The sequence below is a fragment of the Aminobacterium sp. UBA4908 genome (assembly GCF_002398115.1).
Lineage (GTDB): Bacteria > Synergistota > Synergistia > Synergistales > Aminobacteriaceae > Aminobacterium > Aminobacterium mobile.
This window is the reverse complement of record NZ_DHCG01000002.1, coordinates 254,946-280,611: the sequence shown is the minus strand read 5'-3', so window position 1 is coordinate 280,611 and position 25,666 is coordinate 254,946. Positions and strand designations below refer to the sequence as shown.

The window sequence follows — 25,666 nt, the reverse complement described above, 5'->3', positions numbered from 1 at the left end:
AAAGCCCTCCTAAATATTATCGCGCCAGAGGGGCATAGTGGAACATCGAGGTCCGCCGCCGCCTTTAACAAGTTCGTCGGCCTCAATAGTAACCACATCAATACCGCCTTTTTCCAGAGCTTTTATTGTGGCCACATTGCGATCCCAAATACAGAGTTTCCCTGGCTCTAAATTGAAAGTGTTCCCTCCTGACCCCGCTCTTTGCTCTGCAAATGCAATGGCTTCACTTTCGTCTCCACCTACTTTTATAATTCGCAAAGAGTCTAACTTCAGCACTTTCTTAATAGCCCCAAAGAGGGAATTTTCTCTCTTAATCCGAAGGCGTCCCTGCTTCCCCCGTGTAATATGAAGCACAGTGAGCTTCTTTTCTATGTAGGGGAAGAAAAGAAATGCATCGTGATCGATCATGTTCAGGAACATATCCACGTGTACAGAAAGCCCAATAGAATCGGTAGAGCTGAGCCGCGGATTTTCGAACATAAGTGCTAGAACATCTGTAATCTCGCCATTTTGCATTGTCCTTTGGGCAATTTTTTCTATAGAAGCCGGATGGGTACGTTCATTGATGCCGATAATAAAAACGTTTCGGCTATAGCAGTGAATATTCCCACCCTCCACAGGTGTAGTATCTCCTTGGTCTTCTCCATACCATACTTTATAATCGAGATCTTTAAAATCTGGATGATTCCTAAGAATAGATCGAATGCAATAGGGCTCCTTAATGCGATCCCGATTGAACATTTTACAGAAAACGACGCCATCCCCCAGCACGGCAGCAGAATCTCGGGAATAAAGGATATTTGACATAGGGAATAGGCTCCACATGTGTGTTCCCATATCCACGAGATCTACAAGAGAAACTTCGTGAGTCGCCTTATTCAGTTCTTCTTTTGTCATTCCAAAGAAAAGTTGATCTACTAGCTTTGCGGGAGGAAGGCTCAACAAATATTCTTGCAGTACACTCATCGTTTGCTGCGTTATAAAAGATTGTTCGGTTTTAACTATCTGAGCAATGAGGTCTTTTTTCACGGCTGGGATAGCAAGAACATCTCGAAGCAAATCCTCGAAAAGGTAAACTTTGGCTCCAAAGCGTTCTACTACTTCTACCCACTTCTGATGCTCTTCTGCGGCTTTATGAGGACTTGGTACAGAATCCCAGGCCAAAGATCCTATATTAAGAGGGGTACATCGTTCAATGCCCTTACCGGGAGATTGCATCATCACCGCTCTAAGCTTTCCAATTTCTGAATTCACTTGAATTTTCATCCGAGATATCTCCATCCCTTCCTGTAGTCAAAAAATAATCCGGGGAAAGACTATCACCCTTTGCCTTTTTCAGCAATCTGAATTTTGGGTCTAACAAATTATTTTTTTATTCTCTTTCTTCTTAGACATAATACGAATAAAACATGTGTATGAAATAATGTCCTCCATCTGCTAATCGGAAGAAACGAGCGGTCTCTCTGCCCCAAGAAGAAGCTTACAGCCAATTGCGCGTTTCCACCAGTCGGAAACGAACGGTACCTCTGTCTCACGAAGAAGCTTACAGTAAATAACATATCAGTAAGATTCCTTGCAGCATCATGTCCCCCATCTCCTCAATAAAAGGAGGTCTTTGTAGTGAGATTCTTTATAACAGTGCGCATAAAGTTTAGGTATACTTAATTGCAAAATTGAATATATTTGATCTATAATAAAGTCACACGAAGGGAGGGGATGAGAGTATGAAAAAAGCGTTAGTAGCAATTGACCAGAGTCAGAATAGTCAGCTCCTCATTAGTTATGCCTTTCGTTTTGCAGAGAAAAACAGTATTGAGCGTTTAGATTTTATTCACGTGTTAACCCGTATAGACCTTACGATACCTGGATATGTTGATTATCCACCTCACTATAATGAAGAATCCATACGGCAATCTTTTTTGAACATGATAGAAAAAGGGTTAAGAGACGCTGGAGTTTCAGCAACGCCTTTTGAATTTGTTCTCACTACAGGCACTCCGTACGAAGAGATTTTAAAAATGGCAGAAAAGAATAAATATGAACTTATTCTTATCGGCCATAGAGGATTGAGCAACCTGGAGCGCTTCTTTATTGGAAGCGTTGCCGCCAAAGTTGTACGTCACGCACCATGCACAATTCTAGTACATCTGCCAAAAAGTGAAGAGGCGCCTAAAACATGATCATTCGATCAAGCCAAATAGAGGGGCTTGAAAGCCATCCTTTATTTGGAGTCCTCGAAGGAGTGGAAAGCCGCTCTATTCATCCAGATGATTTCTACGAGGAGAGTATGTTTCATGAAATAAGCTGGGTGGAAATGGAACCTGGCGCATCTATTCCTATCCATGAACACGAAGGATGCGAAGAGGTAAAAATTATTGTGTATGGTATTGGCATGTACACGGAAGGGAGACAGAAAGAAAGAATAGGTGCAGGAGATGTAATTTTGACAGAGCGAGGTCTAGAGCATTCTCTTGAGAACATAGGAAGCTACCCCTTAGTTTATATAGCCATTACGTCCCGTTGTAATAAATAAGACTTTTATGGGTTTTTCTTAAGAAAGGGGTGGCAAAAATCTAGGGAAGTTGTTATAATACCCAGCGTTGCTGGTAAGGAGAAGTGGCCGAGTGGTCGAAGGCGGGCGCTTGGAGAGCGTCTGAACCGAGAGGTTCCGTGAGTTCGAATCTCACCTTCTCCGCCATTTGATATCTCGTCCCTCGCTATTACAGCGTAGGGACATTTTTTTACCCTCATATGTCTTACTGAAGGCAAACTAGTACAAAGTGCTAGTACAAGGAGGCCGGAAGTCTTCACTTTATCTGTGGGTAAATCTCCTTCATATCTGGTTTTACAAGGTCAAATATACTATTCCCGTATGTCCATTCCCCTTGGTCTAAGAAAGACATTCGGTAAAACTGAAATACGCTATTCTTTAAGAACAGGCTATCTGCGTGAGGCTAGAGCAAGGTCAAGGGTATTGGCTGTGCGGGTGCATAAACTTATGAATTTAGTACACAAAGGGGCAGAGCCAATGTCCGAACTTACTGCAGAACAGATTAAAGAACTAGCTGATACTTGGATGAAAGAAGGACTTGAAGAGGACGAACTAGACAGGGCGTTAGCTCCTAGGCCAATGACAGTGGAAGAATAGGAAGTAGAGGACGAAGCCCTCTTTATTCTTCCATCAAATTTTAAGGAATATTTAGTCTTGAATGATTATACAAGGGTTAGATATCTTGTGGATAATTTGTTGGAAGATAGGGGGATAAAGCTCGACCGTGATTCTGTTTCCTATAAGGTTTTATGCAGGGAATTGCTCAAGGCGCTACCTAAATGGTTTAAGGTTCTTGAAGATAGAAAGTACGGTATTTATGATACAGACCCTGTTGTACAAGTACATAAGTACATAAGTACATAAGTACATAAGTACATAAGTACAAATACATAATAGTATCCCCTCACCCACAGCATTCAAAGCCTTCTCCCTGTCAGACGCAATAGATAAATATGTTGATGAAAAGGTGAGAGCAGGGGAATGGTCTAAGTCTTCTCTCAAAGATATGACCCCTGACCTGAAACTCTTTCTTGAGTTAGTAGGCGATATTGACACCTCTTTCATAACCAAGGATCACGTAAGGCAATTCAGAGAGATAGTCATGAAACTACCAAAGCATTACAAGAGTAAAAAGTGTTATAAAAACTTATCCTTGGTTGAAATAACCTTTCTAGATATTCCCAAAGATAAATTGCAATCTACAAACACTGTCAATAACAGGTTGGTAAAGCTTGGTTGTTTTCTTATATGGTTGGGCTCTATGGATTACAACAATGTATCTGGTTTAAGTGAACCACTGAAAAAACTGAGGTCCAAGGATAAGAAATCTGACAAAGTGCCCTTTGCTAAAGATGATCTGCAAAAACTTTTTACGGGTAGGGAGAATAGAAGAGCTTTGTCAACTCCATGTTGATGATGTAAGGGTTGTGGATAGTGTATGGGGTATCGATATTAATAATCAGGGGGAAAAACTTGTAAAGACCCTAGCAGGAATAAGGCTAGCCTCTCTTCATCCCGTTCTTGTGGAGCTGCGTAGGTTTCCATCCTTTGTGGCAAAGGTCAAAGCTGAGGGGAACAAGCGAGTGTTTCCTGAGTTAAAGACTGTGAAAAAAACAGGAAGGTGTTCAGATCGTGCATCCTCGTGGTTTAATCGCAGGCAGAGTCTCCTATAGGAAAGTTTTTAGCCTTCCCAGTCTTGGCTTCTCTAAGTACGATCCTATCCTTAATCCTTCCCTTTGAATCTCTTACGTTCTCTACCTTGAGGGACAGAAGGTCTGACACCCTCAGTCCTGAGTTAATGCCAAGGGTGAACAGGGCTTAGTCTCTTAGGTTTTTTGCTTTGAGTAACCTCTTCATCTTGTCTATTTTTTCCTGTTTTTTATTGGTTGAACAAATTCCATGCTAATCCCCCTTATGAAAGTAACAAAGAATGCATTGAAAATATATTAAGTTACATTTAAAGTCAACGCTAAAAAATACATCTTAAGTTGAATTGCTCTTAAGCCTTGTTAATGCTTAATTGGGGGGGCTTTTTCGAATGTAACAAAATAACATTGTGTTTTATTCGCTAAATACTGCCTCTCAAAATGTTTGCTGTATGTTCTGTTGTGTTATGATTAAATAGCTTGTCCATTATTAGCTTAAACTAACCAACTCATTGAGCAAGCGAATTACTCTCTACACGGTCTAATGATTTATCAAGGATTTTAGATGAAAGGGGAGCTTTCAATGAGTCAATTTGTTAAACTGCCAAGGAAATATGATCAAGTTGTGAATGTGGATGATCAATTTTCTGTAACGCGTCTTTTTGATTCTCGCTGTGACTATTGCTATAAGCTTTCTCACGATGGTCTAAATAAAATCAAATTAATCAAAAGTAACGATCCTTATGATCTTGAGATAAAACTTGGTAATCTAACGAATCAATGGATGGATCAATGGGAAAAATTGCAAGAACGTGAAGAGAAGCGAAAAAACAGGGAAAATGAAAAGCAACTGAAGGAAGAGAAACAACGGATTGCAGTTGAAAAAAGTGAAGAAGCGAGTAAAAGGCTTAATGAGATACAAGCTCTTCTAGTTAGTGGGGTTGAAAATACCACTGTCGTTGATTGGGAAAAAGCCAAGAAAACTGAAAACTATCACCTTCCTAAACCTGCTCCTCCTAAGAAACCATCATTTCCAATAGAACCTAAAAGGACTGACTTAAAATACAATCCTAAAATTGGTTTCTTTGGTTCTATCTTTGGAGGGAAAAAAGCCAAGGAAGAAGAAGCATCGCAAAACTTTATAAAGGACGTTAATGAATGGAAAGGCAAGGTCAATGAGCTTAGAGCTAAGCATGAAGAAAAGACAGCAACCTATCAAATACAAATACAACAATGGGAAAAAGGTAGAGATGAATTTGTGCAAGAGGTAAGAGCTTTTAATTTGTATCTTGATGGAATGCAAGAAAAGTATAGGGTTGTTACTAAAGATGGAGTTGAGTTTCAAGCAAAGCTAGTTCTAGAAGATTCATCTTATCCAGAGAGTTTTCCGAAAAACTTCGATATTGAATATACTCCTGATAATAAGGTTCTTGTCATTGATTATCAACTCCCCAGTCCAGAAGATCTTCCTCGGCTCAAAGAAGTAAAATACATAGCTTCCAGAGATGAATATCAGGAGAAGTTTATTACAGACTCGGCAAGCAAAAAGCTTTACGATGATGCCATATATCAAGTATGTCTTCGGACTATCTATGAATTATTCAAGAATGATCAGATTGATGCATTGTGTGCCGTTGCATTTAATGGGATTGTTGAATCTATCGATCCTGCTACAGGACAGGATATCAGAGCATGTATCTTAAGTGTACTTGTGGAAAAAGAAGAGTTTTCAGATATTAACCTAACCAAGATAAATCCTAAACAGTGTTTCAAGAAGCTAAAAGGGGTGGGCAGTTCTGCTCTTCATAGTTTAACTCCTATTGCTCCTGTTATTGAGCTTAATCGTAAAGATAGTCGTTTTATTGATGCTTATGGAGTAGTTGAAGGAGTTAGTCCCGATACAAACCTTGCTCTGATGAATTGGCAAGATTTTGAGCATTTAATCAGAGAGGTCTTTGAAAAGGAGTTTTCTGGAAATGGTGGAGAGGTAAAAGTTACCCAAGGGAGTAGAGATGGGGGAGTAGATGCAATAGCTTTTGACCCAGATCCTATCAGGGGCGGTAAAATCATCATTCAAGCTAAAAGATATACTAATACAGTAGGTGTATCTGCGGTGAGGGATCTTTATGGAACTGTAATGAATGAAGGGGCCACAAAGGGTATACTAATCTCAACTTCTGATTATGGTCCAGATGCCTATGAGTTTGCCCAGGGAAAGCCTATAACGCTACTAAATGGTTCAAACCTCCTCCACTTACTTGAAAAACATGGACATCAGGCTAGGATTAATCTGAAGGAAGCAAAACAGATATTAAGTATGGAGCAATAAATGGGGGGAAATATTTTCTCCAATGTCCTTGAGTTGTCTTAGTGGACTTCAACTGATACAATTCGCTACGACAAACAAAAAAGTAAGACATAGATAGCATCAGGGCTTGGGAGTTTTTGGCAAGCGAATTTTCGAATCTCACCTTCTCCGCCATGAATATACAAGGTTGCCCTTATGAGGCAACCTTTTTTGTTTCCATGAAACAGCAGCAACCTTTTTTGTTCTTGCCAAGCAGTAACAATCTTTTCTTTAAGATAATGCATTCTCAAGCCAATATATTCCAACGTTACCACGATATTTGGTCTTTCCCTAAATTCTTCGCATTGTAAAGAAGAATATCTGCTTTATGTATAAATGCCTCGAGGGTATCTTCACCATTAAATTTTACGATCCCCCCACTGACGGAAATAGACGTATAGGTTCCTTGGCTGTTTGGTGTCGTTAAAACTTGTCGAAATCTTTCTGCGGCAATGACGGCATCTTCCACCTCTGTTTCTGGGAATATAACAAGAAATTCATCCCCTCCATACCTTCCAATGAGGTCGGTATCTCGAAAGGTTTCTCTCATCTGCTGTGCTACGTAAATAAGAATAGCGTCACCTTCTTGATGACCATGAGTGTCGTTAACGTTTTTAAAACCATCGAGGTCAAAGATCCCGATGGAGAGGGGGGTTTTATATCGCTTGGTACGCCGTATTTCCTCTTCCAGCCGCGTACAGATGTAATTGTGATTAAAAAGGCCGGTCATCCCATCTTTTATGGAAATTTCTCTCAGTGCTTCCATTTGCTCTTCAATAGTTTTACTATTTATAAACGCTGCCATTTTCTGATTATACGTAAGCCTGGAAATGAAAAAAGCGAGGCAGAGGGCCGCCGTTGAATTGACAACGTGGTCCTGAAGAAGTAGGTAGTGGGAATGTATATGAAGCAGAGTGTAAACAAAGAAAAGATGCGAACCAATAAATATGAACAGTGACGGTAAAAAGGGGATATAAAAAAAAGAAGCAAGGCTAAACATTACAATAATGTATTCAGAAATAGCGCCTGTATAGTATTGGTTCATAATGCTGAGAAAAGAGGCATAGATAAGGATAGCGAAAAGAAAAAAACATCCAAACACATTCCCCCCACGAGGCATAAAATCCATTCTTCTTTTATTTAGGTATATTAAAAGGGGAATGATTCCAAGAGCTGCGAGAAAAAGAGTGATGTAAAAAGGAAAGTAGCGAGTCAATTTAGCTTTTAAAACATAACCAAAGGCCATACTTTCTATAAAAAGCCCTATAGAACTAAAAACAAGAGAATGATGAATATTTTGGTTCCAGAGAAAGTGTTTGAATTCTTCTTGCTTCATTCTTAAATCGATTCCACGTATAAAATTCATATTCTACCTCGCTGGCGCGAATATCCGAAACCTAGCCGGCCTCCGATACTGCTTATATATTTCATATCCTACACACTCCCTTATAAATATGAAATATATTGTTATTTCCTTAATATTATTCTACACGATTATTTGAAGAAAGCCTACAGAATGAAGACACATTCATTTACGTGTTTTCCCCCTTGACCGCTTAATAAAATCCTTTATAATGGCTCAAGTTGACTATCAAGTCATTTTTTTGGCCTCAGAGTCAAATGTATTGGGGGAATTTAATGTCTCGACTTCATTCTAAGAAAAAGGCAGTAGTAGGAGAATTAATGCGTGACCTCTTATACAGATCTGCGCGAAAAGTTTTAGAAGATTACGGTTGGAAAGGCACGACTATGGATAGGGTAGCCCAGCAGGCTGGCGTTGCCAAAGGAACTGTCTATAACTACTTTAAAAATAAGCGCGAGCTTATGGCTTTTGTGCTAGACAAGAATGTAGAACCTCTAAACCAGAAAGTGGCTTCTATAATAGACGATTCGCCGTCAAGTATGAAAGAAGCACTAGCTGATATTATACAAACCGTCTTAAACGGCATGAAACAAAATCGTAAAATAAATTCAGCAATGATATTGGCTTTTCATGAGGATGTAGAGCTCCGCCGCAGCTATAACCCAGAAGAGCATCCGCTTCAGTTTATACGAAATGGTGTTCGTCAAATTATTGCGGAGGGAATTTCTAGCGGCGAGTTTCGCCTCGTTAATCCACTTCTTGCTGAAGCCATGATCCATTCCCTTATTACTGGTCTCTCACGACAAACAGCTTTTGGCTATCTCGATATAACGGAAAAAAATATGGACAACGATATAGTTTCTATTATTTTAGATGGATTAGCAGCTCCAATTAGAGGAGGAAACCTATGAAAGTTACCGATATTTCTTTACGAAGACCTGTTACTGTTTTAATTGGAACTTTTGCTCTTATTTTCTTTGGTCTTTTGGCCATGAGAAATATGGGTATGGAGCGAATACCAGACGTAGATTTCCCATTAGTCGTGGTTTCTACCACAATGGAGGGTGCTAGCCCTACCGTTATGGATAATGACGTAACAGATGTGTTGGAGGAACAGCTCAACACCATTTCTGGAATAGAGAGTATTCGCTCTAGCAGCTATGAAGGGCGTTCTCTTGTAATAGTGGAATTCGAGCTTGGTCGAGACATAGACGCGGCAGCGGCAGATGTTCGGGATAAGGTAAATTTGGCCATTGCTGATTTGCCGGTAGAAGCTGATACTCCCATTGTTCAGAAGTTCTCAGCTGCCGATAGTCCGGTTATCACTTTAGGTGTTGTAGGGACAGCTCCTTATCGGGTCATGTCTCACTATGCTGATAAAGTTGTAAAAGAGCGGCTCCAGGCCGTTAATGGAGTAGGAAATGTAGACACTATCGGTCTGCGAAATAGGGAGATACGTGTGTGGCTGAATCCAGCACTTCTTGAGGCCCGAAATTTAACGGTACAGGATGTTCGGGACGCCATTAAAGATAAGCACGTAGAACTCCCTGCCGGGCGCCTTGAATCTGAACGCCGAGAACTCAGTATCAGGCTTGAAGGAGAATATGGCTCTGTTGCAGAACTCAAGAGCCTCCCTATTGTTTCTCGGGACGGCGCCGTTATACGCCTTCAAGACGTGGCGAAGGTAGAAGACGGCTTCGAAGATGTTCGGTCTGTGGCCACCTATAATGGAGAGCCGGTTATCCTTCTCGATATTTTGAAGCAACGTGGAGCTAACGAAGTTTCATTGGCAGATGATGTAATGAAGCAACTCGACGGCCTAAAGAAATTGGCTCCAGAAGGTGTAAAGCTTCTGGTACTTTCAGATACTTCTGACTTCGTTCGAAAATCGATGACTGGTGTAGGGTGGGATATGCTTGCCGGAATCGGGCTTTGTTCTTTGATCATGCTCTTTTTCCTTCAAACATTCCGAGCGACCTTCGTAACGGTAGTAACAATCCCTGTCTGTCTTTTAGGGAGCCTGATCGTATTGCGAGGTTTGGGAATAACCATTAACAACTTGAGCATGATGGGCCTTTCTCTGGCGGTAGGCATGGTTGTTGACGCAACTACAGTGGTTCTTGAGAATATCCATCGCCACATGGAACAAGGGAAAACGGCATTTCTGGCAGCATCTGAAGGCACAAGCGAAGTAGGTTTCTCCGTTATAGCCGGAGCTGCAACTACAGTATGTGTTTTTGCTCCAGTGGCATCTATGGGTGGAATTATTGGGCGATTTTTCTATGCCTTTGGAATAACAGTCGTTATGACGATCATTATTTCTTTGGTTCTTTCTGTCACTTTATCTCCTTTCCTTTGCTCTCGAATTCTGAAGAGAGATAACCCAGGGAGAATAGCTTCTAAAATCGAGAATTTTCTTAGAGGAATGGAAAACTCTTATAAGAAGGCATTACATGTCTGTCTGCGTCATCGCTTTCTCGTTCTCGGAGCGGCGAGCGTTTTCTTTATAGTAGGTCTTATCATCGCCAGCAGATTGGGAACGGGCTTTTTCCCTAACGAGGACCGGGGAGACTTTACCATTAGCTTTGAGCTTCCAGCAGGAACGTCTCTTGAAGAGTCGAAACAATTCCTTCTCGAGCTAGGTGAATCTGTTCGTTTATATCCTGAAGTGGCTTATACCTACGCCACCATCGGTTCTGGTATGGGGAAGGAAGTGAATAAAGGTAAGCTGAATGTAACCCTCATTCCTCGTAAACAGCGGGCCCCTTCGAAGGCTATTATGGGACAGATGAGAAAACAGTTTTCTTCGTACAAAGATGCGGAACTTACCTTTGGAACGTGGGGCTCCGACATTACTCTGACCCTTGTTGGTCAAGACACAGAGCAGCTTTCCCGTATAGGAGAAGCGATGAAAAAGGATCTTGAGAAAGATGATCGTCTAGCTGACATTACCACAGACGTACGTCTCGATAGCCCCCGAATAAATGTGAGTATTAATCGTGGATTGGCCGATGAAATGGATATTAACGTACGAGATCTTTCCAAAGATATTCAGGCGTATTTTGGTGGTGTCAAGGCTGGAGTTTTCAAAGACGGCGGATATCGATATGACATTAGAGTGAAGGCCGAGGAAGGATATCGCCGAAGTTTGGCAGATATAGAAAGTCTTACTTTCAAAGATGGGAGCAAGAAATTAGTGAAGGCCCCCGGACTCATTAACGTAGAGGAAGGGCGCGGACCAACTCTGGTAAAACGCTATAATCGACAGCGCTCCCTTACTGTAAGTGCCAATACTGCCGGAATATCTTCAGGAGAGGGAATGGCCCTTGTTATGAATGCCTTTAAGCAGAATGCTCCGGTAGATGGCAGTGTACGGCTTATACCAACCGGCTCATCGAAACATATGCAAGAGAACTTCAGAGAACTCTTAATGGCCTTAGCTATTGCTATCGTTCTGGTCTATATGGTTATGGCTGTCCAGTTTGAATCATTCCTCTATCCTTTGATGGTCATGTTCTCGTTACCTCTTGCGACATCAGGTGTGTTTTTTATTTTGTTGTTAACAGGAATGGAAATAGATATGATGAGCATGATGGGAATTATCCTTCTTGTCGGAATAGTTGTTAACAACGCTATTATCCTGGTGGACTTCGCCAACCAACGTCGCGCGGCAGGATATGACGGGCTCACTGCTATGGAAGAATCAGCTCCCCTTCGGTTACGGCCTATATTAATGACGGCCCTATCCACAGTTATTGCAGCTGTTCCTATAGCGTTGGGGCTGAGCGAAGGCGGCGAAATTCGGCAGCCCATGTCTACTGCCGTTATTGGTGGAATGCTGACCTCGACTTTCTTGACCCTCTTCGTTATCCCTGCAGTTTACGTTATTCTTGGAGATGGGAAGGAAAAAGTAAAGGCGTTGTTCTTTCGCATCAGAGGAGGAGAAAAAACAGTAGTTCAGGCTGGCAATCCTGGTACGAGTATGGGTGGAGGGGAAAAATGAGGAGAATAAGAAAAACCATATACAGTGTTGCTGTTTTATGTGGGGTGCTCTGGGGGTGTGCGGGAACATATTCCAGTGCTCTTGCTTCTGATGAAAAACCATTAACTCTCAAAATGGCACTGGAACTGTCAGAAGAGAGAAACCTGGATATCCTTTCTGCCAGAGAAGAACTTGTTCGAGCCAAGGGAAAGATAGTTGAAGCTGATGCAGAAGGTCTTCCCACCTTCAATGCTGGAGCCAGCTATACACGCCGTGAGGCAGGGAAAGAAGACATCCTTGAAGAAGATGTTTATAGTGCTGGCGTGACCCTCACTCAGCCTCTTTACAAAGGGGGACAAATCAGGGCGGGGAAGCGGCAAGCCTCCTATGGCCTTTTACAAGCCGAAAACTTTTACAAGGAAACCAGAGAACAGATAGCTCTTGGTGTTTATAATCGTTTCTATGCTGTTTTGCTGGAAAAAGAAAATGTAGCTACTGCTGAAGACGCGTTAGCTTTTGCAGAAAAATATCTGGAAGAAGTTAAGAAAAAACGGGTGCTGGGTCTGGCTACAGGGCTTGAAATTACCCGCGCTGAGAAACAACTTGCAGAAAATAGATCGGCATTGATCAGGGCAACGAATAACCTTAAAACTGCCCACCTTGATCTTTTTGAACTATTGAATCTTGCTCCTGACGCTCCGTATATGGTACAGGGGAAAATAGCGTATGTTCCTATAGATGGAGGAGATCCGGCTCTCTCTTTAGCGAAGGCGCTTGAACTCCGCCCAGAATTGTTGAGAGCTAAAAACCTGGTTAAGGAGCGGGAGCAGTCGGTAGAGATAGCTAAAAGTGGATTAAGGCCTTCTGTATCTGTGTCAGGATCGTATCGTTACGATGATCCGAACCAGACAGGATACGATAAAAAAGATACGTGGCTTGCTCGTCTAAATGTAGATATTCCCATTATTGATAGCGGTGCCACCCATGGGCGAGTGGTTCAGCAAACAGCCTTGTTGGAACAGGCAAAAAGAGGGGTAGAAAAAAAAGAAGAGGCTATTCGAACAGAAGTACAGTCTGTATATTTAGATTTAGATACGGCTGCTCAAGTTTTAAAAGAGGCTAAAGTGAATTTGGATTTGGCAAAAGAAACCCTTCGTCTTGCGGAAGTTGGATATAGGGAGGGCGTGGGTATTCAGCTTGATGTTTTAAATGCCCGGGCCTCGTTAACCCAAGCTATGCAGGAACACTCTGCAGCCCTTCGAAACTATGCGTATACAATTGTCCGTCTCAAAAAGGCGGAAGGAAATTTAGTAGACGAACCAGTTCTTTCTTCCATAGAGGAGTGATGGCGTAGTGAAATTCAAAAAGAAAATTATTATTCCTTTCATCTTTGTAGTCGCTGCACTTGCATGGCTTATCTGGGGGCCATTAAAAGACAAACCGGAAGCTTCACAGAACGTTCCTTCTCATCTTCCGGAAGTGGCCAAAGTTGTTGCTGTACCTGTAAAGGAAATGCCACTGCTACGCCAGGGGTTTGAGGAGACATGTTCTATTGAAGCTATAGAGCGTGTTACCCTCTACCCAAAAGTAACGGGGCGTCTTGAGGAACTCCGAGCCCATCAGGGCGATAAAGTTCAAAAAGGGCACGTCATAGCCGTTCTTGATCATCGAGACATAGATGCCCAAATTGCTTCATTAAAGGCGGGTATTGTTGTATCTGAAGCTCAGGTAGCGGAAGCGCGAGCAGCTCTTAACAACGCGAAGGTAGAGTGGGAACGCTATCAGCGCCTCGTTAAAGAGGGGTATGCAACGCAACAGCAACTAGACAACAAAGAGACCGCCTATCTCCAGGCTGAAGCTCGCTCTCAACTGGCGAAGGCTTCGGTAGATCAGACACGGGCGCAGCTTCAAAACTTGGAAGTTTCCTTGTCTGAGTACTCCATAAAGGCCTCTATTAATGGAATTGTATTGAACGACTATGCTCATACGGTAGGCACAATGATGACACCCTCTACTGCCGTTGCCGAGATCGCGAATGTAGATACTCTTAAGGCTGTGGTTCGGGTTCCTGAATCGAGAGCTTTCTCTCTCTCTAAAGGTATGGTGGGCCTTATAAAAGCAGATGGGCTGGGAGATGGGGTTTTTGAGGGCAAAATAGCACGAATGAGCCCCTTCGTAAAAGAGGACACTCGCACTGTTCAAGTGGAGTTCTTCATTGATAACAGAAAGAGCGGCTATCAATTGCGTCCAGGAATGTTTGCGAGGGTTTTCATGGTTCAAGAGGAGCGGCCTGAAGCCCTTGTTGTTCCTCCAGAGGCTCTTTTTACGAACAGTGAAAGTCCATCTGTCCTCTTAGTTGAGGATGGGAAAGTAAAACATACACCAGTCACCTTGGGATTAAAAACTGACACGGCGGTACAGATTACGGAGGGAGTAAAAGAAGGAGATCTCGTTGTTATCTCTGGTGGAAACCACCTCCAGACTGGGAACTCGGTAGAGGTCTCTGTCCGGAAATAACCACATCCCTTGAAACATGTTCGTTCATTACTGTACACATAGGTTTCTTCTCCCTGGAGAGGGCTTCCTCCTTTTCAGGGAGTTTTTTATGGTAATGTATATGAATCATGATTCTATTGGAGGCAAAAAATATACAATGAAGCGCATTCTTGCAATATGTATTTTATGTACTCTTGCGTTCGGCTGGATAGCTGTTTCCCCTTCAAGAGCAGAAGTGACCCTCCATGAGGAGAAAAAATACGACCCTATGGAAGTGGTGCAAGCCCTGAATTACTGCACCTATTCGTTAAGTAAAATAGTTTCGTACAACGACAAGGTAGTACTTACCTTCGAGTATGACAACATCATTAATAATCTTAATCTCAATGCTATTCCTGATGAGGAGATTGTTAAACTTCTTGCGAAGTTAATGGACACATTGAAAGATGAGATTATCTCTGATCGGAAAAGGGAACGCCTGCAGAGAAGTTATCAAAAGAAGATGGAGCGCACTTTTTTTAATCTGTTAGCAGGGGTAAAAGTTTCTCCCTCTGATGTGGTTTCAGCGGCAGTAACCGCGGTCTCTTCTATGGGCTCCATGTATGTCAACTATCAACGGCAGCTTGAAGAATACAAGACAGAAAATGAACTTATGATCGAGTCGCTTGATGACGAAAAACTCAACTCTCTCAACGTCATTCGCAAAGATCTTCTAACGGCCTCCTGGTCTATTATCAAGAAGTACAATCTTGACGATCACTATCGTCTAACTGAAAAACAAATTAATGAATTTGTAGAGAGCGTAAAGGCAGGGAACTCTGATATTCAGCACCGTAGGTTAGAGCGTCTGCTTCGCGATAACACGGCTTTTGAAGCATTTCCGCCTTTTTGGTATCACTTTGCTCTCTCTAAGCAAAATGATGCCGATTTTGTGCACTCATGCCTCGATAAATTTCTATCGACACATCGTCCCATTTTCCGTAAAGATCCTCTGTGGGCGAGTGTATTAATGGAAAAAATTCGCCTCAATGAAACCCGTGACCATCAACAAGTTCTTTCGGACCTTGAAGAAATTATTCGACAGTCACACAATGCAGACTGGCAAAATTTCCTGTTTGCAGGTGTAACCTACGCTCAGCTCAATAAGATGGACGAGGCAAAAGATTGTTTGCAGAGAAATATAGATAACGGATACGAAGTCTCCCTTAATAGCAGAATTCTTGCGGAAACTTTGTATGAAGGGGGAGCACAAAGTGAGTTTGAAAATATTTTGAAAAAAGCTATTACCGATAATCGGATAAGCAATAGTGATAAGCTCTACCTTATCGGACGCTGTAAAAACGTAACGTACCTGAATCGTTTCCGCGAGGAAATTGGCGAAATTCGCTTGATTGCCATGAATGAAGCGGGAGTTACTGAAATTATGAGCCCGACATATTTGCTTACAATCCCAATTAAATGGCTTATAGAAGATGCCCCCTTCGATGTGCGGCTCTTCAACGAAACCATCGATCGCTCCCATCACTTCGAGTCTTTAGATGATAAAGATTTAGTGGTAAGCGAGAAAAAAAAGAGGGTAGCCATTAAATTTCCAGAACCTGACCACACTGTGGCTCGTAAACCTGAAAAGGTTTTATCTGTAAATATACGGCACCCTATGATCGATATGACCCTCTGCTATGCGCTGGAAAAGAAAGATATTGGTAGGGCGGCTAAAACAACTTTGGAAGCCTTTATCCCTTTCTACTCTGAAGTTTTAGGAACGTACCGCCTCACAGAAGTTCTCTTTATGGGGGATCGATATATTTTTACTCAAAAGGGATTTACTCTGGAACAGAGTGACGGAACGCAAGACAAAACAACGCAGGAGAAAGGAACTCAAAATCAGTAGACATCCCTTCCAATCGGAATAATAAAGATGATGATCAACAGAGCTGTTTTTTAGAGCAGCTCTGTTTTTTGTTGCAATTGACAAAAGAGATTGAAGATTCTATTATTGATGAAGGAAAAACTTCATAAAAATAGAATATAAGTAGCGTATACTTCTTTTTGTGCACAACGAAATTATTCTTCAGCTTTCTCTCCGTTTTTTCCACTTTAAGGCTTTTTCTCTGTAAGTTCCGGCCAGGTTGTTACAGAGAGAGTATGTTATCAAAATACAGAGAGGGGATGATTTGTGTGCCGGAGTATGGAGCTATGATTCCTCGTAGTTATAAAACGGCTTTAAAAAAGGCGGTCAGGGGGGAAGGAATTTATATTTTTGATGAAGATAAGAAGCCCTATATTGACGGTTGTAGCGGGGCCTTACTTTCCAGTGTGGGGCATGGGAACAAAGAGATAGCTGATGCTATCTATAAACAGCTTACAACTCTTGAATTTGCTCACCCTTCGCGATGGTATAACGAAGCAACTATGGAAGCGTCAAAAGAAGTGGCATCCATGTCCCCAGAGGAACTGAACTACGTATGGCTTGTAAGTGGCGGGAGCGAGGCCATAGAATCGGCTCTCAAGCTGGCCAGACAGTACTTTGTAGAACGAGATGGGGTTAGTTCCGCTAAATATGTAATGATTGCGCGATGGAACTCCTATCATGGAAGCACAATTGGTACCATGGGCTTAGCCGGCAGTATGGCTCGGCGGCGAACCTTCTATCCTCTCTATCAAGATTATCCTAAAATAGCTTCTCATTATTGTTACCGTTGTCCCTTCGGATTATCGTATCCTTCCTGTGATATTCGTTGTGCCTATGATCTCGAACATGAAATTCGGAAAATCGGTGCTCAATATATTGCTGCCTTTGTAGCTGAACCGATTGTTGGTTCTACTGTTGGAGGACTCCACCCACCTAAGGAATATTGGCCGATAGTACGGGATATTTGCTCAAAATATGATGTGCTTCTCATTGCTGATGAAATCATGACAGGCATTGGTCGAACAGGGAAAAACTTTTGTTTGAACCATTGGAACGTTGTGCCCGATATGATTTGTTCAGCAAAAGCTCTGTCTGGTGGCTATTCTCCAGTAGGTGCTCTCATCGTGAAGGATGAAATTATTGAAACTCTAAAGGAAGGTAGCGGAGCTTTTCAGCATGGTCACACGTATAACGCAAATCCAGTAACTGCCGCAGCTGTTACGGCAACTCTCCGATTAATCAAACGAGAAGGATTGGTAGAAAATGCTTATATTCAAGGAGAGAGACTTGGTAAAAAACTACAGAGCCTCTACGAGATACCTATTGTAGGTGATGTTCGGGGAATGGGGCTCATGAGGGGTATTGAAATAGTAGCGGATCCTGCCACTCGCCAAGCCTTCCCATCTCCAGTCAATGCTGCAGGTGTGGTAACAAACGAATGCTTAAAGCAAGGGCTTGTTGTTTACCCCGGTCGAGGACAAATAGATGGCATAGAGGGAGATCAGTTTTTAGTAGCGCCTCCCTTAATAGTAACAGAGCAAGATGTAGACGAAATCTTTACTCGTTTAGAGAAAGGGCTGAGGGCAGCGAGAGACATATTGCTGCCTAGACAATAAGAGTAGGGTAACTCGCAAAAGGAGGGTCTAAGTATGAAGAAAAAATGGATAGCCCTGATAGCGGTTCTAGCTCTCATTGCTTTGGGCGCTACAGCAGCAGCCGTAACCTTTATCACCATAGGGTCTGGTGGGGTTGGCGGAACCTACTATCCCTTGGGTGGAGCTATGGCAGAGATACTCACCAAAGCGGATATTGGCGTGAAAGCTACTTCGCGCTCAACAGCTGCCTCGAAAGAAAATTGTCGTCTTGTAGCATCTGGAAAAGCCCAGATAGGAATGTCTATGGGGTCTACTTTGTACCAAGCTTATACAGGTACCGAAGCCTTTGAACAAGATGGGAAACTGCCGTTGAGAATTCTTATGCATATGTACCCTGCCCCCCAGCATCTTGTAACTACAACAAAAACAGGCATTAAATCTTTTGGAGATATTAAAGGTAAAAAGGTGTCTGTGGGAGCCCCTGGCGGAGGAGATCAAATATTAAGCAATATTATCCTTAATGCTGCTGGAATTGATCCGGATAAAGACATTCAAAAACAGCAACTTACACAGCCTGAGGGCGTTATGGCTCTGAAAGATGGCAATATAGACGCCGTATTTTGGAACTTTGCAGCTCCAGGGTCGGCAGTACTGGAGGTAGCGGCTGTTCGGGATATAGTATTGATTCCTCTCCCTCAAGATGTAGTGAATAACATCGTGGAGAAAAATCCATTCCTCTTCTCGTACAACATAGCGAAAGGGACATATCCAGGTATTGACGAAGACATCCTCACTGTCGCCGATGGCAACTTTCTTGTTGTGCGCGAAGATATGCCAGAAGAGCTTGGATATAACCTCGTAAAAACAATTATTGAAAAAGCGAAAGCTTTTATGGATGTAACCCAGCAGGCATCTCATTTTGTCCCCAAAGAAGCGAGTGTAGGAATAATCCCCTTTACGTCAGGATCCATTAAATATTTTAAAGAACAAGGCATAGATATGAAATAAGTCTCCCTTTATTAAGCGGGAGAGCTCAGACTCTCCCGCTTAAGGGGGGATTAGACTGGGGGGAAGCTCAATGACAGATCCTTCAACACTTTCACCGAAGGATGTACAGCCAGTAGAAGTGGAAATGGATTCAAAAAAACGGGATCTCCACGGTTGGCGATATTTGGTAGTAGCTTTCCTAGCCTTATCTGCATCTATTTTTCATCTTTATACAGCTGTATCCGGATTGCGTTCGGCTATGTATCAGCGAAGCATACATTGGCTCTTTATGGGGGCTCTTATGTTTCTTCTTTATCCCGTGTCGAGAAAAAGGCCTAAAAACAGTATTGATTGGTGGGATTGGATATTAGCAGGGCTCCTTATAGTGGGATGTCTCAATATTATTCTTAATTGGGAAGCAATTACCATACGGGAAGGGGCACCTATCCCCTCCGATATTTATTGGGGCACAGTCATGGTTCTTCTCGTTCTAGAAGGGACACGAAGATCTATGGGGCTTCCTTTGCCTATTATGGCTACTATAGCCCTGCTGTACGCCTTTTTAGGGCCCTACTTCCCTGGTATTCTAGCCCATGGAGGTTTTGCCCTTGAAGAAATAGCACCTTTCCAATATTTGCGTACAGACGGCATATTTGGAGTCCCCTTGGGAGTTTCTGCCTCCTTTATATTTCTATTCGTCTTGTTCGGAGCGGTTCTTAACGTTTCTGGAGCGGGACAATTTTTTATCGATCTCTCCATAGCTTTAACAGGAAAAAGTCGCGGCGGTCCCGCAAAAGCGGCGGTTGTTGCCAGTGCCCTTATGGGAACTGTCTCTGGTAGTTCTGTGGCGAATACAGTTACGACAGGGGCTTTTACAATCCCTCTTATGAAAAGTGCGGGGTACAAATCTGAATTTGCCGGTGCTGTTGTAGCGGCAGCCTCTACAGGCGGGCAGGTTATGCCACCTGTAATGGGGGCGGCAGCTTTTATTATGGCCCAGTTTTTAGGAATCTCTTATTGGGACATTGTTGTAGCGGCCGCTATTCCAGCAGCCCTGTATTTCTTTTCCATATGGGCCATGGTTCATTTCAGGGCCGGGAAGAGGGGTATTCGCGCCATGACAAACGAAGAAGTGCCTAAAATCGGCCCAGTACTCCGAGAGGGATGGCATCTTTTAATACCTATCATTACTCTTATTGCTTTTCTTGCTACGGGGTATTCGGCTGTAAAAGCGGTCTTTTGGTCGATCCTTTGTCTTATAGGGGCATCGTGGTTGGGAGAGAAGAAATATCGGATGACGCCCCAACGCGTCCTCGACGCTCTTATTAATGGAGCTATTGGCGCTGTAGATGTGGCAGCGGCATGTGCCTGTTCCGGCATCGTTATTGGCGTTATCGGCATTACTGGCGTTGGCCTTGCTTTCTCTTCTTTTGTCATGAGCCTTTCTTACGGAATCCTCCCCTTAGCTCTTGTTTTGACCATGATCGGATCTATTATCCTCGGCATGGGAGTCCCTACCACAGCTCAATATATCATTACGTCTACACTGGCAGCGCCAGCGCTGGCTCAGATGGGAGTCCCCATGATGTCCGCCCATCTTTTTTGCCTTTACTTTGGCGTTTTAGCAGACGTAACCCCCCCTGTGGCACTCGCTACCTACGCAGCAGCCGGAATAGCTCGTTCTAACGCAATGAAAACTGGATTTACAGCGTTAGTGGTTGCTGTGGCAGGGTTTATTGTCCCCTACATGTTTGTGTACAACAGCTACCTCCTATTTCAAGGCAGCATCGTCAAAATTATTATCGGATGTGTCACTGCATTCCTGGGGATTATTGGACTGGCAGCAGGAGTTCAGGGCTATTTTGTTACCCATCTCCCTCTCTGGGGAAGGGCTGCATTACTTGCAGTTCCTTTTTTGCTCATCCACCCAGCCCTTATATCTAATTGCATAGCCGTGGGAATCATTGGGTCTATGTACTTTATTCAGAGACGAAGAGCTTCTCGTATCGTCTCTCCTGTATTTGAAAAGACAGAACAACAATAAAAGGGAGGTTCTGCATATGCCCAAAAAAACTATTAAACCAGTTATGTCGGCAGAAGAGGCAGTGCGATACGTTAAGCCTGGAGCCTCGTTGATGGTAGGTGGTTTTAATTACGGTGGGGTTCCCTACACCCTGGTAGACGCATTAGCTTCTACTGACATCAATAACTTGCATCTTATTGCGAATGACACTGTATATGCGAATGAAAAATATCCCAAAGGGGTTGGTCATGGGAAGCTCGTTGTAAATGGGCAGATTCGTAAGGTAACAGCCTCTCATATCGGTCTGAATAAAGAGACTCAGCGTTTGTTCAACGAAAGCAAACTTGAGCTTGAACTTGTTCCTCAGGGCAGCTTTGTTGAACGTATTCGGGCCGGAGGCTTTGGGTTAGGAGGAATTTTAACGCCCACTGGCGTTGGTACGTGTTATGAGGAAGGAAAACAAATTATAGAGGTTGAGGGGGAAAGATATATTTTAGAGCTACCGTTACGGGCAGATGTAGCCTTCATTCGTGCCTATCGAGCCGATCGGTGTGGAAACTTAACTTACTTTGGAACCAACAGAAACTTCAATCCCATAATGGCTACTGCAGCCGATATTGTTATCGCCGAAGTAGACTCCATTCTTAGAGAGGGAGAAATAGATCCCAACGACGTTGTAACTCCTGGAATTCTTGTGGATATTCTTGTTCTGAAAGGAGATGGATACTATGCTTCCAGAACTTGATGAAAAGATTGTTCGGGAAAGAATAGCCAAGAGAATAGCTCTTGATTTCGATAACGGGTCTGTTGTGAACTTAGGCATAGGGATCCCTACTCTTGTGTCAGATTTCATCCCCCCAAACGTTCAAGTCATTATGCAAACGGAAAATGGAGTCGTTGGAGCAGGCCCATCCCCTGAAGAGGCGGATCTTCGTTTTATTGGAGCAGGTGGCCGAGGCCTCAGTCTCCTCCCCGGCTCCTCCATAGTATCAAGCGACATGAGCTTCGGGCTTATTCGAGGGGGCCATCTTGACGCCACAGTACTGGGAGCCTTGGAAGTGGACGAGGAGGGTAATTTAGCGAATTGGTGGATCCCCGGCAAACTTGTGCCAGGAATGGGGGGGGCCATGGATCTTGTTACCGGAGCAAAAGCGGTGTATGTAGCTACCACCCATTTAGACAAAAAAGGGCGTCCAAAACTCGTAAAGAAATGCACCTTGCCTCTTACAGGGGCAGGCATAGTCTCCACTATAGTTACTGAATATTGCGTTATAAGGAAACAGAACGGTCACATGGTTTTAACAGAAATAGCTCCAGGTATTGAGCTTGAAGATCTTCAGTCTAATACAGGAATAAATTTTGAAGTCAGTAAAGATCTTTGCATCATGCAAGGGACGGAAGAATATCTTTGCGAGGGGGTTGCGAAATGACCAAGGCCGTTATTCTGAGCGCTTGTCGAACTCCAGGGGGGAAATATGGCGGTTCCCTGAAGTCTTTCCAAGCTCCCGACCTCGGCGGTGTTGCCATAGCGGAAGCTATAAAACGTTCAGGTATAAACCCGGAAGATGTTGAAGAAGTTATTATGGGAAACGGATGGCAAGCCGGTGTAGGTGCTAACCCTGCTCGAATTGCCATGGTCAAAGGGGATGTCCCTCAGGATGTTCCGGCTTTCACTGTAAACAAGCGGTGTGGATCTGGCCTGAGAACAGTTATGCTTCTTGCCGATCGAGTCCGTCTTGGGGATATTAGCGTTGGTGTGGCGGGAGGAATGGAAAGCGCCACGAACACGCCCTATCTTCTTCCAGAAGCTCGGTGGGGACATCGCATGGGAGAAAAAAAGGCTCTCGATGTTTTACATCAAGATGGATTTATGTGTCCGGTAGCAGGAGCCTTAATGGGGGCCATTACAGAACGTTTAGTGGAGGAACACCACATTTCCAGGCAAGAACAAGATGAATTTGCCTTAGCGAGCCATCAGAAAGCAGTGAGGGCAATGGAGGAGGGGCTCTTTGCCGAAGAGACAGTCCCTCTCTTTATTCATGATCGAAAAAAAGGCGATATTGCTATTGATAGCGAGGAAATTCCGAGGAAGGATACAACTCTTGAAGCTTTAGGACGTCTTCCTGCCATATTTAAAGAAGGAGGAACAATTACCGCCGGAAGCAGCTCTGCCCTATGCGACGCTGGTAGTGCTGTGGTTGTAGCCCATGAGGAGTGGGCACAGAAAAATGGATATACTCCTATTGCTCGAATCTTGGGATACGCTGACGCTGCTATTGATGCCTCGCTTTTTGGAATATCCCCCACAGTTGCCATGCCGAAAGCTCTCGATATGGCCGGACTCTCTTTGGAAGAGATGGATCTTATAGAGATTAACGAAGCCTTTGCAGCCCAAGTTATCGCCTGCCATCGCATTATGCCCTTCAACATGGATAAATTAAATATTCATGGTGGCGCCATAGCTCTTGGACACCCTATCGGAGCGACAGGCTCCAGAATACTCACAACTCTTCTTTACGCCCTTAAACATGCAGATAAAGAGTTGGGAATAGCCAGTGCCTGCATTGGTGGCGGGCAAGGGGTAGCCATGGTAGTGCAGCGTTTGCGTTAAGCTTTCTTGCGCTTAAAGTTAATTAAAGTTTGTTTTTGTTATGAAGGCTTTTGCCTCTCTTCGAGGTAAAAGCCTTTCCTCTTGTCTGTTGATGCTGGTATAATACCAATAGCCCTATAAAATTGAATATTAAAAATTAAATTCTTTATTGATTTTTCATGATATAATTTATTGACTTTCTATGAAATATGTATGGATTAGCGGTGTTTTTATTAAAAATAAATTTATAGACCGGAGGAGGCCCATGAAAAGCGATTCGATTTATACCAGGTTGAAAAATATTCACGAAAAAGTAAGCGGGTATATTTCATCGAATTTGGCCAGTGTTTCCGGTATCCGAGAGCAAGAATCCACTAGGTTGAAGGAAATACGCGAAAAATTTGATTTTGTTCAAAAAAACATTGTCGAGCTTATAGAAGCTTCAGATAAGGCTGAGGAAGCGTATAAATCTGCTCGGCAAAAGTTAGTAGATGCCACAAGGGAAGGGGATGGGCCTTCTCAACGTCAGGCATATGACCGAGCGGAACATCTGATGAAAATGCTGGCAACTTTCGAGGAACGAGAGAGAAATTTAAAACAACAACGAGAGTATTTAAGCCTTGAAGAACGAGAGATTTTAAAGTATTTAGCTCGCAGCGATGAGATGGCGAACAAATTTCGGCTAGCATTAGAGCTTCTTCGAGACCAGTCTATAAATGCCATGTTAGGAGATAGTAACGAAAAAAGCTTTAGCGTTCTTCTTGCTGCTTTAAGCCTGGCAGAAAGAGACAGTCGAACTTTGGCCAGAGACCTTCACGATGGGCCGGCTCAAAGGCTGTCGGGGGCTATTATGCTTTATGATTTATCGGATCGTTATTTTCAGACAGGCCGTACTGAAGAAGCCTTGGCTGAATTTCGCAAAGTGAAAACACAGATGCAGGAAGCGATGGCAGACATAAGAGCTTTCCTCTTCCAGATCTACCCGCAAGGCCTGGAGGAGGGTCTTGATGTAGCCCTTCAACGATATGCAAAGCAGGCTAGCGATCGGTATGGAGTTGATATTACATTCCAATCTTCTGGAGATATTGTTGCTTTGCCCATGGCTCTTCGTTCAAATCTGTTTAAAATTATTCATCAGGCCATGGATAATGCCATACAAAGAGGTGAAGCCAAAAGCATCAAAATAACGTTGAGCGCAGGGAGTGAGGCTTTTAGCGCACGTATAGCAGACGATGGTATGGGGTTCGACGTGAATAAAGCCAGAATGGCAGCTCAAACACGAGGTTCCTATGGGCTTATGAATATGGAGGAACGAACGCGTCTTTTTGGAGGAAATTTTTCCATTGATAGCGCACCGGGTAAGGGTACAGTTGTAACTATGAGTGTTCCACTTCCGGAGGATGATATGTGATGGAAAAAATTACGATAGTTATAGCAGATGATCATAATATGTTCAGGGAAAGCCTTCGAAAAGTTCTGGACCTTGAATCTGATCTGGAAGTTGTAGGGGAAGCCAGAGATGGACAAGAGACTGTAGATGTTATAGAGCGAACCAACCCCCAAATAGTAATGCTTGATATACGCATGCCGAAGTTTGATGGTATAGAGGTCGTAACACAGCTCAAAAAGAAAGGATGCCCCTGTAAATTTATTATCATTACAGCCTTGGATGGAGAAAATCAAATAACTCGCATATCCCGAGCCGGAATAGAAGGATATGTGCTTAAATCCTCTGGTTTGACGGAATTGCTCATTGCATTAAGAACCGTCGCCTCAGGTGGAAGCTATGTGGATCCCAAGGTAGCTTCGAAGCTCCTTACATCTTTCTCTACCCATGCAGAATTTCGAGAAAAAATGGATCTTCTCACCAATAGAGAAAAACAGATTCTCTATTGGGTCTCTCACGGACTCTCCTCAAGAGACATAGCCAAACAAATGATCCTCTCAAATAAAACGATACAGAACCATATAAGCCAAATTCTTAAGAAGTTGCAATTACAGGAAAAAGGGCAAGCAGTAGCTCTTGCCTGGAAATGGGGCCTTCCTGAGCGCTCTCCTTCAGACTTTTCTGAAAAAGATTAAACCCAAATAAAATATATAACACACGTAGAGAGGCGGAGAAAAATCTCCGCCTCTCTTGTACTCTCCTTTGTATTCGTACAGGCGGGAAATAT

The 25,666-nt window shown here is 43.2% G+C and carries 19 protein-coding genes, 1 tRNA gene and 1 pseudogene; 19 read left to right on the top strand and 2 right to left on the bottom strand.

The window, feature by feature from the left end:
- Positions 1–9 precede the first annotated feature (9 nt).
- A complete protein-coding gene (locus B4J50_RS02195) occupies positions 10–1,266 on the bottom strand; it encodes an arginine deiminase family protein (RefSeq protein ID WP_024822017.1) in 1,257 nt (418 codons plus the stop codon).
- A 458-nt stretch (positions 1,267–1,724) separates the two neighbouring features.
- On the opposite strand from B4J50_RS02195, the gene B4J50_RS02190 reads away from it, so the two are divergent.
- The 6 genes and pseudogenes from B4J50_RS02190 (at position 1,725) to B4J50_RS02170 (ending at position 6,526) form a co-directional block, all read left to right on the top strand.
- Positions 1,725–2,180: a universal stress protein gene (locus B4J50_RS02190; RefSeq protein ID WP_024822018.1), complete on the top strand. Its 456-nt coding sequence runs from the start codon at positions 1,725–1,727 to the stop codon at positions 2,178–2,180.
- The gene (locus tag B4J50_RS02185) at positions 2,177–2,533 is read left to right on the top strand and encodes a cupin domain-containing protein (RefSeq protein ID WP_024822019.1); all 357 of its coding nucleotides are present in this window, start codon (positions 2,177–2,179) and stop codon (positions 2,531–2,533) included. The genes B4J50_RS02190 and B4J50_RS02185 overlap by 4 nt, the downstream gene beginning before the upstream one ends.
- Positions 2,534–2,610: 77 nt before the next feature.
- Positions 2,611–2,698, top strand: a tRNA-Ser gene (locus B4J50_RS02180).
- Positions 2,699–2,818: 120 nt separating this feature from the next.
- Positions 2,819–2,989, top strand: a pseudogene (locus B4J50_RS09800) (DUF6538 domain-containing protein); the annotation flags it as partial.
- 914 nt (positions 2,990–3,903) lie between these two features.
- The gene (locus tag B4J50_RS02175) at positions 3,904–4,224 is read left to right on the top strand and encodes a hypothetical protein (RefSeq protein ID WP_156923344.1); all 321 of its coding nucleotides are present in this window, start codon (positions 3,904–3,906) and stop codon (positions 4,222–4,224) included.
- A gap of 556 nt (positions 4,225–4,780) precedes the next feature.
- A complete protein-coding gene (locus B4J50_RS02170) occupies positions 4,781–6,526 on the top strand; it encodes a restriction endonuclease (protein WP_286846806.1) in 1,746 nt (581 codons plus the stop codon).
- Between the two features lie 286 nt (positions 6,527–6,812).
- Here the strand turns inward: B4J50_RS02170 and B4J50_RS02165 are convergent, their stop codons facing one another.
- A complete protein-coding gene (locus B4J50_RS02165) occupies positions 6,813–7,910 on the bottom strand; it encodes a GGDEF domain-containing protein (RefSeq protein WP_286846803.1) in 1,098 nt (365 codons plus the stop codon).
- Positions 7,911–8,182: 272 nt separating this feature from the next.
- Between B4J50_RS02165 and B4J50_RS02160 the strand changes: the two genes are divergently transcribed.
- The 13 genes from B4J50_RS02160 to B4J50_RS02100 all read left to right on the top strand — a co-directional run bounded on the left by B4J50_RS02160 (position 8,183) and on the right by B4J50_RS02100 (position 25,574).
- A complete protein-coding gene (locus B4J50_RS02160; RefSeq protein WP_286846800.1) occupies positions 8,183–8,818 on the top strand; it encodes a TetR/AcrR family transcriptional regulator in 636 nt (211 codons plus the stop codon).
- A complete protein-coding gene (locus tag B4J50_RS02155) occupies positions 8,815–11,910 on the top strand; it encodes an efflux RND transporter permease subunit (RefSeq protein ID WP_286846798.1) in 3,096 nt (1,031 codons plus the stop codon). Before B4J50_RS02160 ends, B4J50_RS02155 begins: the two co-directional genes overlap by 4 nt.
- Entirely contained in the window at positions 11,907–13,235 is a 1,329-nt protein-coding gene (locus B4J50_RS02150) for a TolC family protein (RefSeq protein WP_286846796.1), read from the top strand. Before B4J50_RS02155 ends, B4J50_RS02150 begins: the two co-directional genes overlap by 4 nt.
- 7 nt (positions 13,236–13,242) lie before the next feature.
- Entirely contained in the window at positions 13,243–14,406 is a 1,164-nt protein-coding gene (locus B4J50_RS02145) for an efflux RND transporter periplasmic adaptor subunit (protein WP_286846794.1), read from the top strand.
- A 136-nt stretch (positions 14,407–14,542) separates the two neighbouring features.
- Positions 14,543–16,276 carry a hypothetical protein gene (locus B4J50_RS02140; protein ID WP_286846792.1) on the top strand — a complete coding sequence of 578 codons (1,734 nt, stop codon included), beginning with the start codon at positions 14,543–14,545 and terminating at the stop codon, positions 16,274–16,276.
- A gap of 278 nt (positions 16,277–16,554) precedes the next feature.
- Entirely contained in the window at positions 16,555–17,913 is a 1,359-nt protein-coding gene (locus B4J50_RS02135) for an aspartate aminotransferase family protein (RefSeq protein ID WP_286846790.1), read from the top strand.
- 33 nt (positions 17,914–17,946) lie between these two features.
- Positions 17,947–18,900 (top strand): TAXI family TRAP transporter solute-binding subunit, encoded by a 954-nt coding sequence (locus B4J50_RS02130; protein ID WP_024822031.1) that lies wholly within the window; start codon positions 17,947–17,949, stop codon positions 18,898–18,900.
- Positions 18,901–18,970: 70 nt separating this feature from the next.
- Complete coding sequence (locus B4J50_RS02125; RefSeq protein ID WP_286846787.1) at positions 18,971–20,923, top strand: TRAP transporter permease; 1,953 nt, start codon at positions 18,971–18,973, stop codon at positions 20,921–20,923.
- Positions 20,924–20,939: 16 nt separating this feature from the next.
- Positions 20,940–21,647, top strand: coding sequence for a CoA transferase subunit A (locus B4J50_RS02120; RefSeq protein WP_024822033.1), 708 nt, complete (start codon positions 20,940–20,942; stop codon positions 21,645–21,647).
- Positions 21,631–22,332, top strand: a complete 702-nt coding sequence (locus B4J50_RS02115) for a 3-oxoacid CoA-transferase subunit B (protein WP_024822034.1) — start codon at positions 21,631–21,633, stop codon at positions 22,330–22,332. Before B4J50_RS02120 ends, B4J50_RS02115 begins: the two co-directional genes overlap by 17 nt.
- Positions 22,329–23,513, top strand: a complete 1,185-nt coding sequence (locus B4J50_RS02110; RefSeq protein WP_024822035.1) for a thiolase family protein — start codon at positions 22,329–22,331, stop codon at positions 23,511–23,513. Before B4J50_RS02115 ends, B4J50_RS02110 begins: the two co-directional genes overlap by 4 nt.
- Before the next feature lie 244 nt (positions 23,514–23,757).
- Positions 23,758–24,903 carry a sensor histidine kinase gene (locus tag B4J50_RS02105; RefSeq protein WP_286846784.1) on the top strand — a complete coding sequence of 382 codons (1,146 nt, stop codon included), beginning with the start codon at positions 23,758–23,760 and terminating at the stop codon, positions 24,901–24,903.
- Complete coding sequence (locus tag B4J50_RS02100) at positions 24,903–25,574, top strand: response regulator transcription factor (protein ID WP_024822037.1); 672 nt, start codon at positions 24,903–24,905, stop codon at positions 25,572–25,574. The genes B4J50_RS02105 and B4J50_RS02100 overlap by 1 nt, the downstream gene beginning before the upstream one ends.
- Positions 25,575–25,666: the final 92 nt, after the last annotated feature.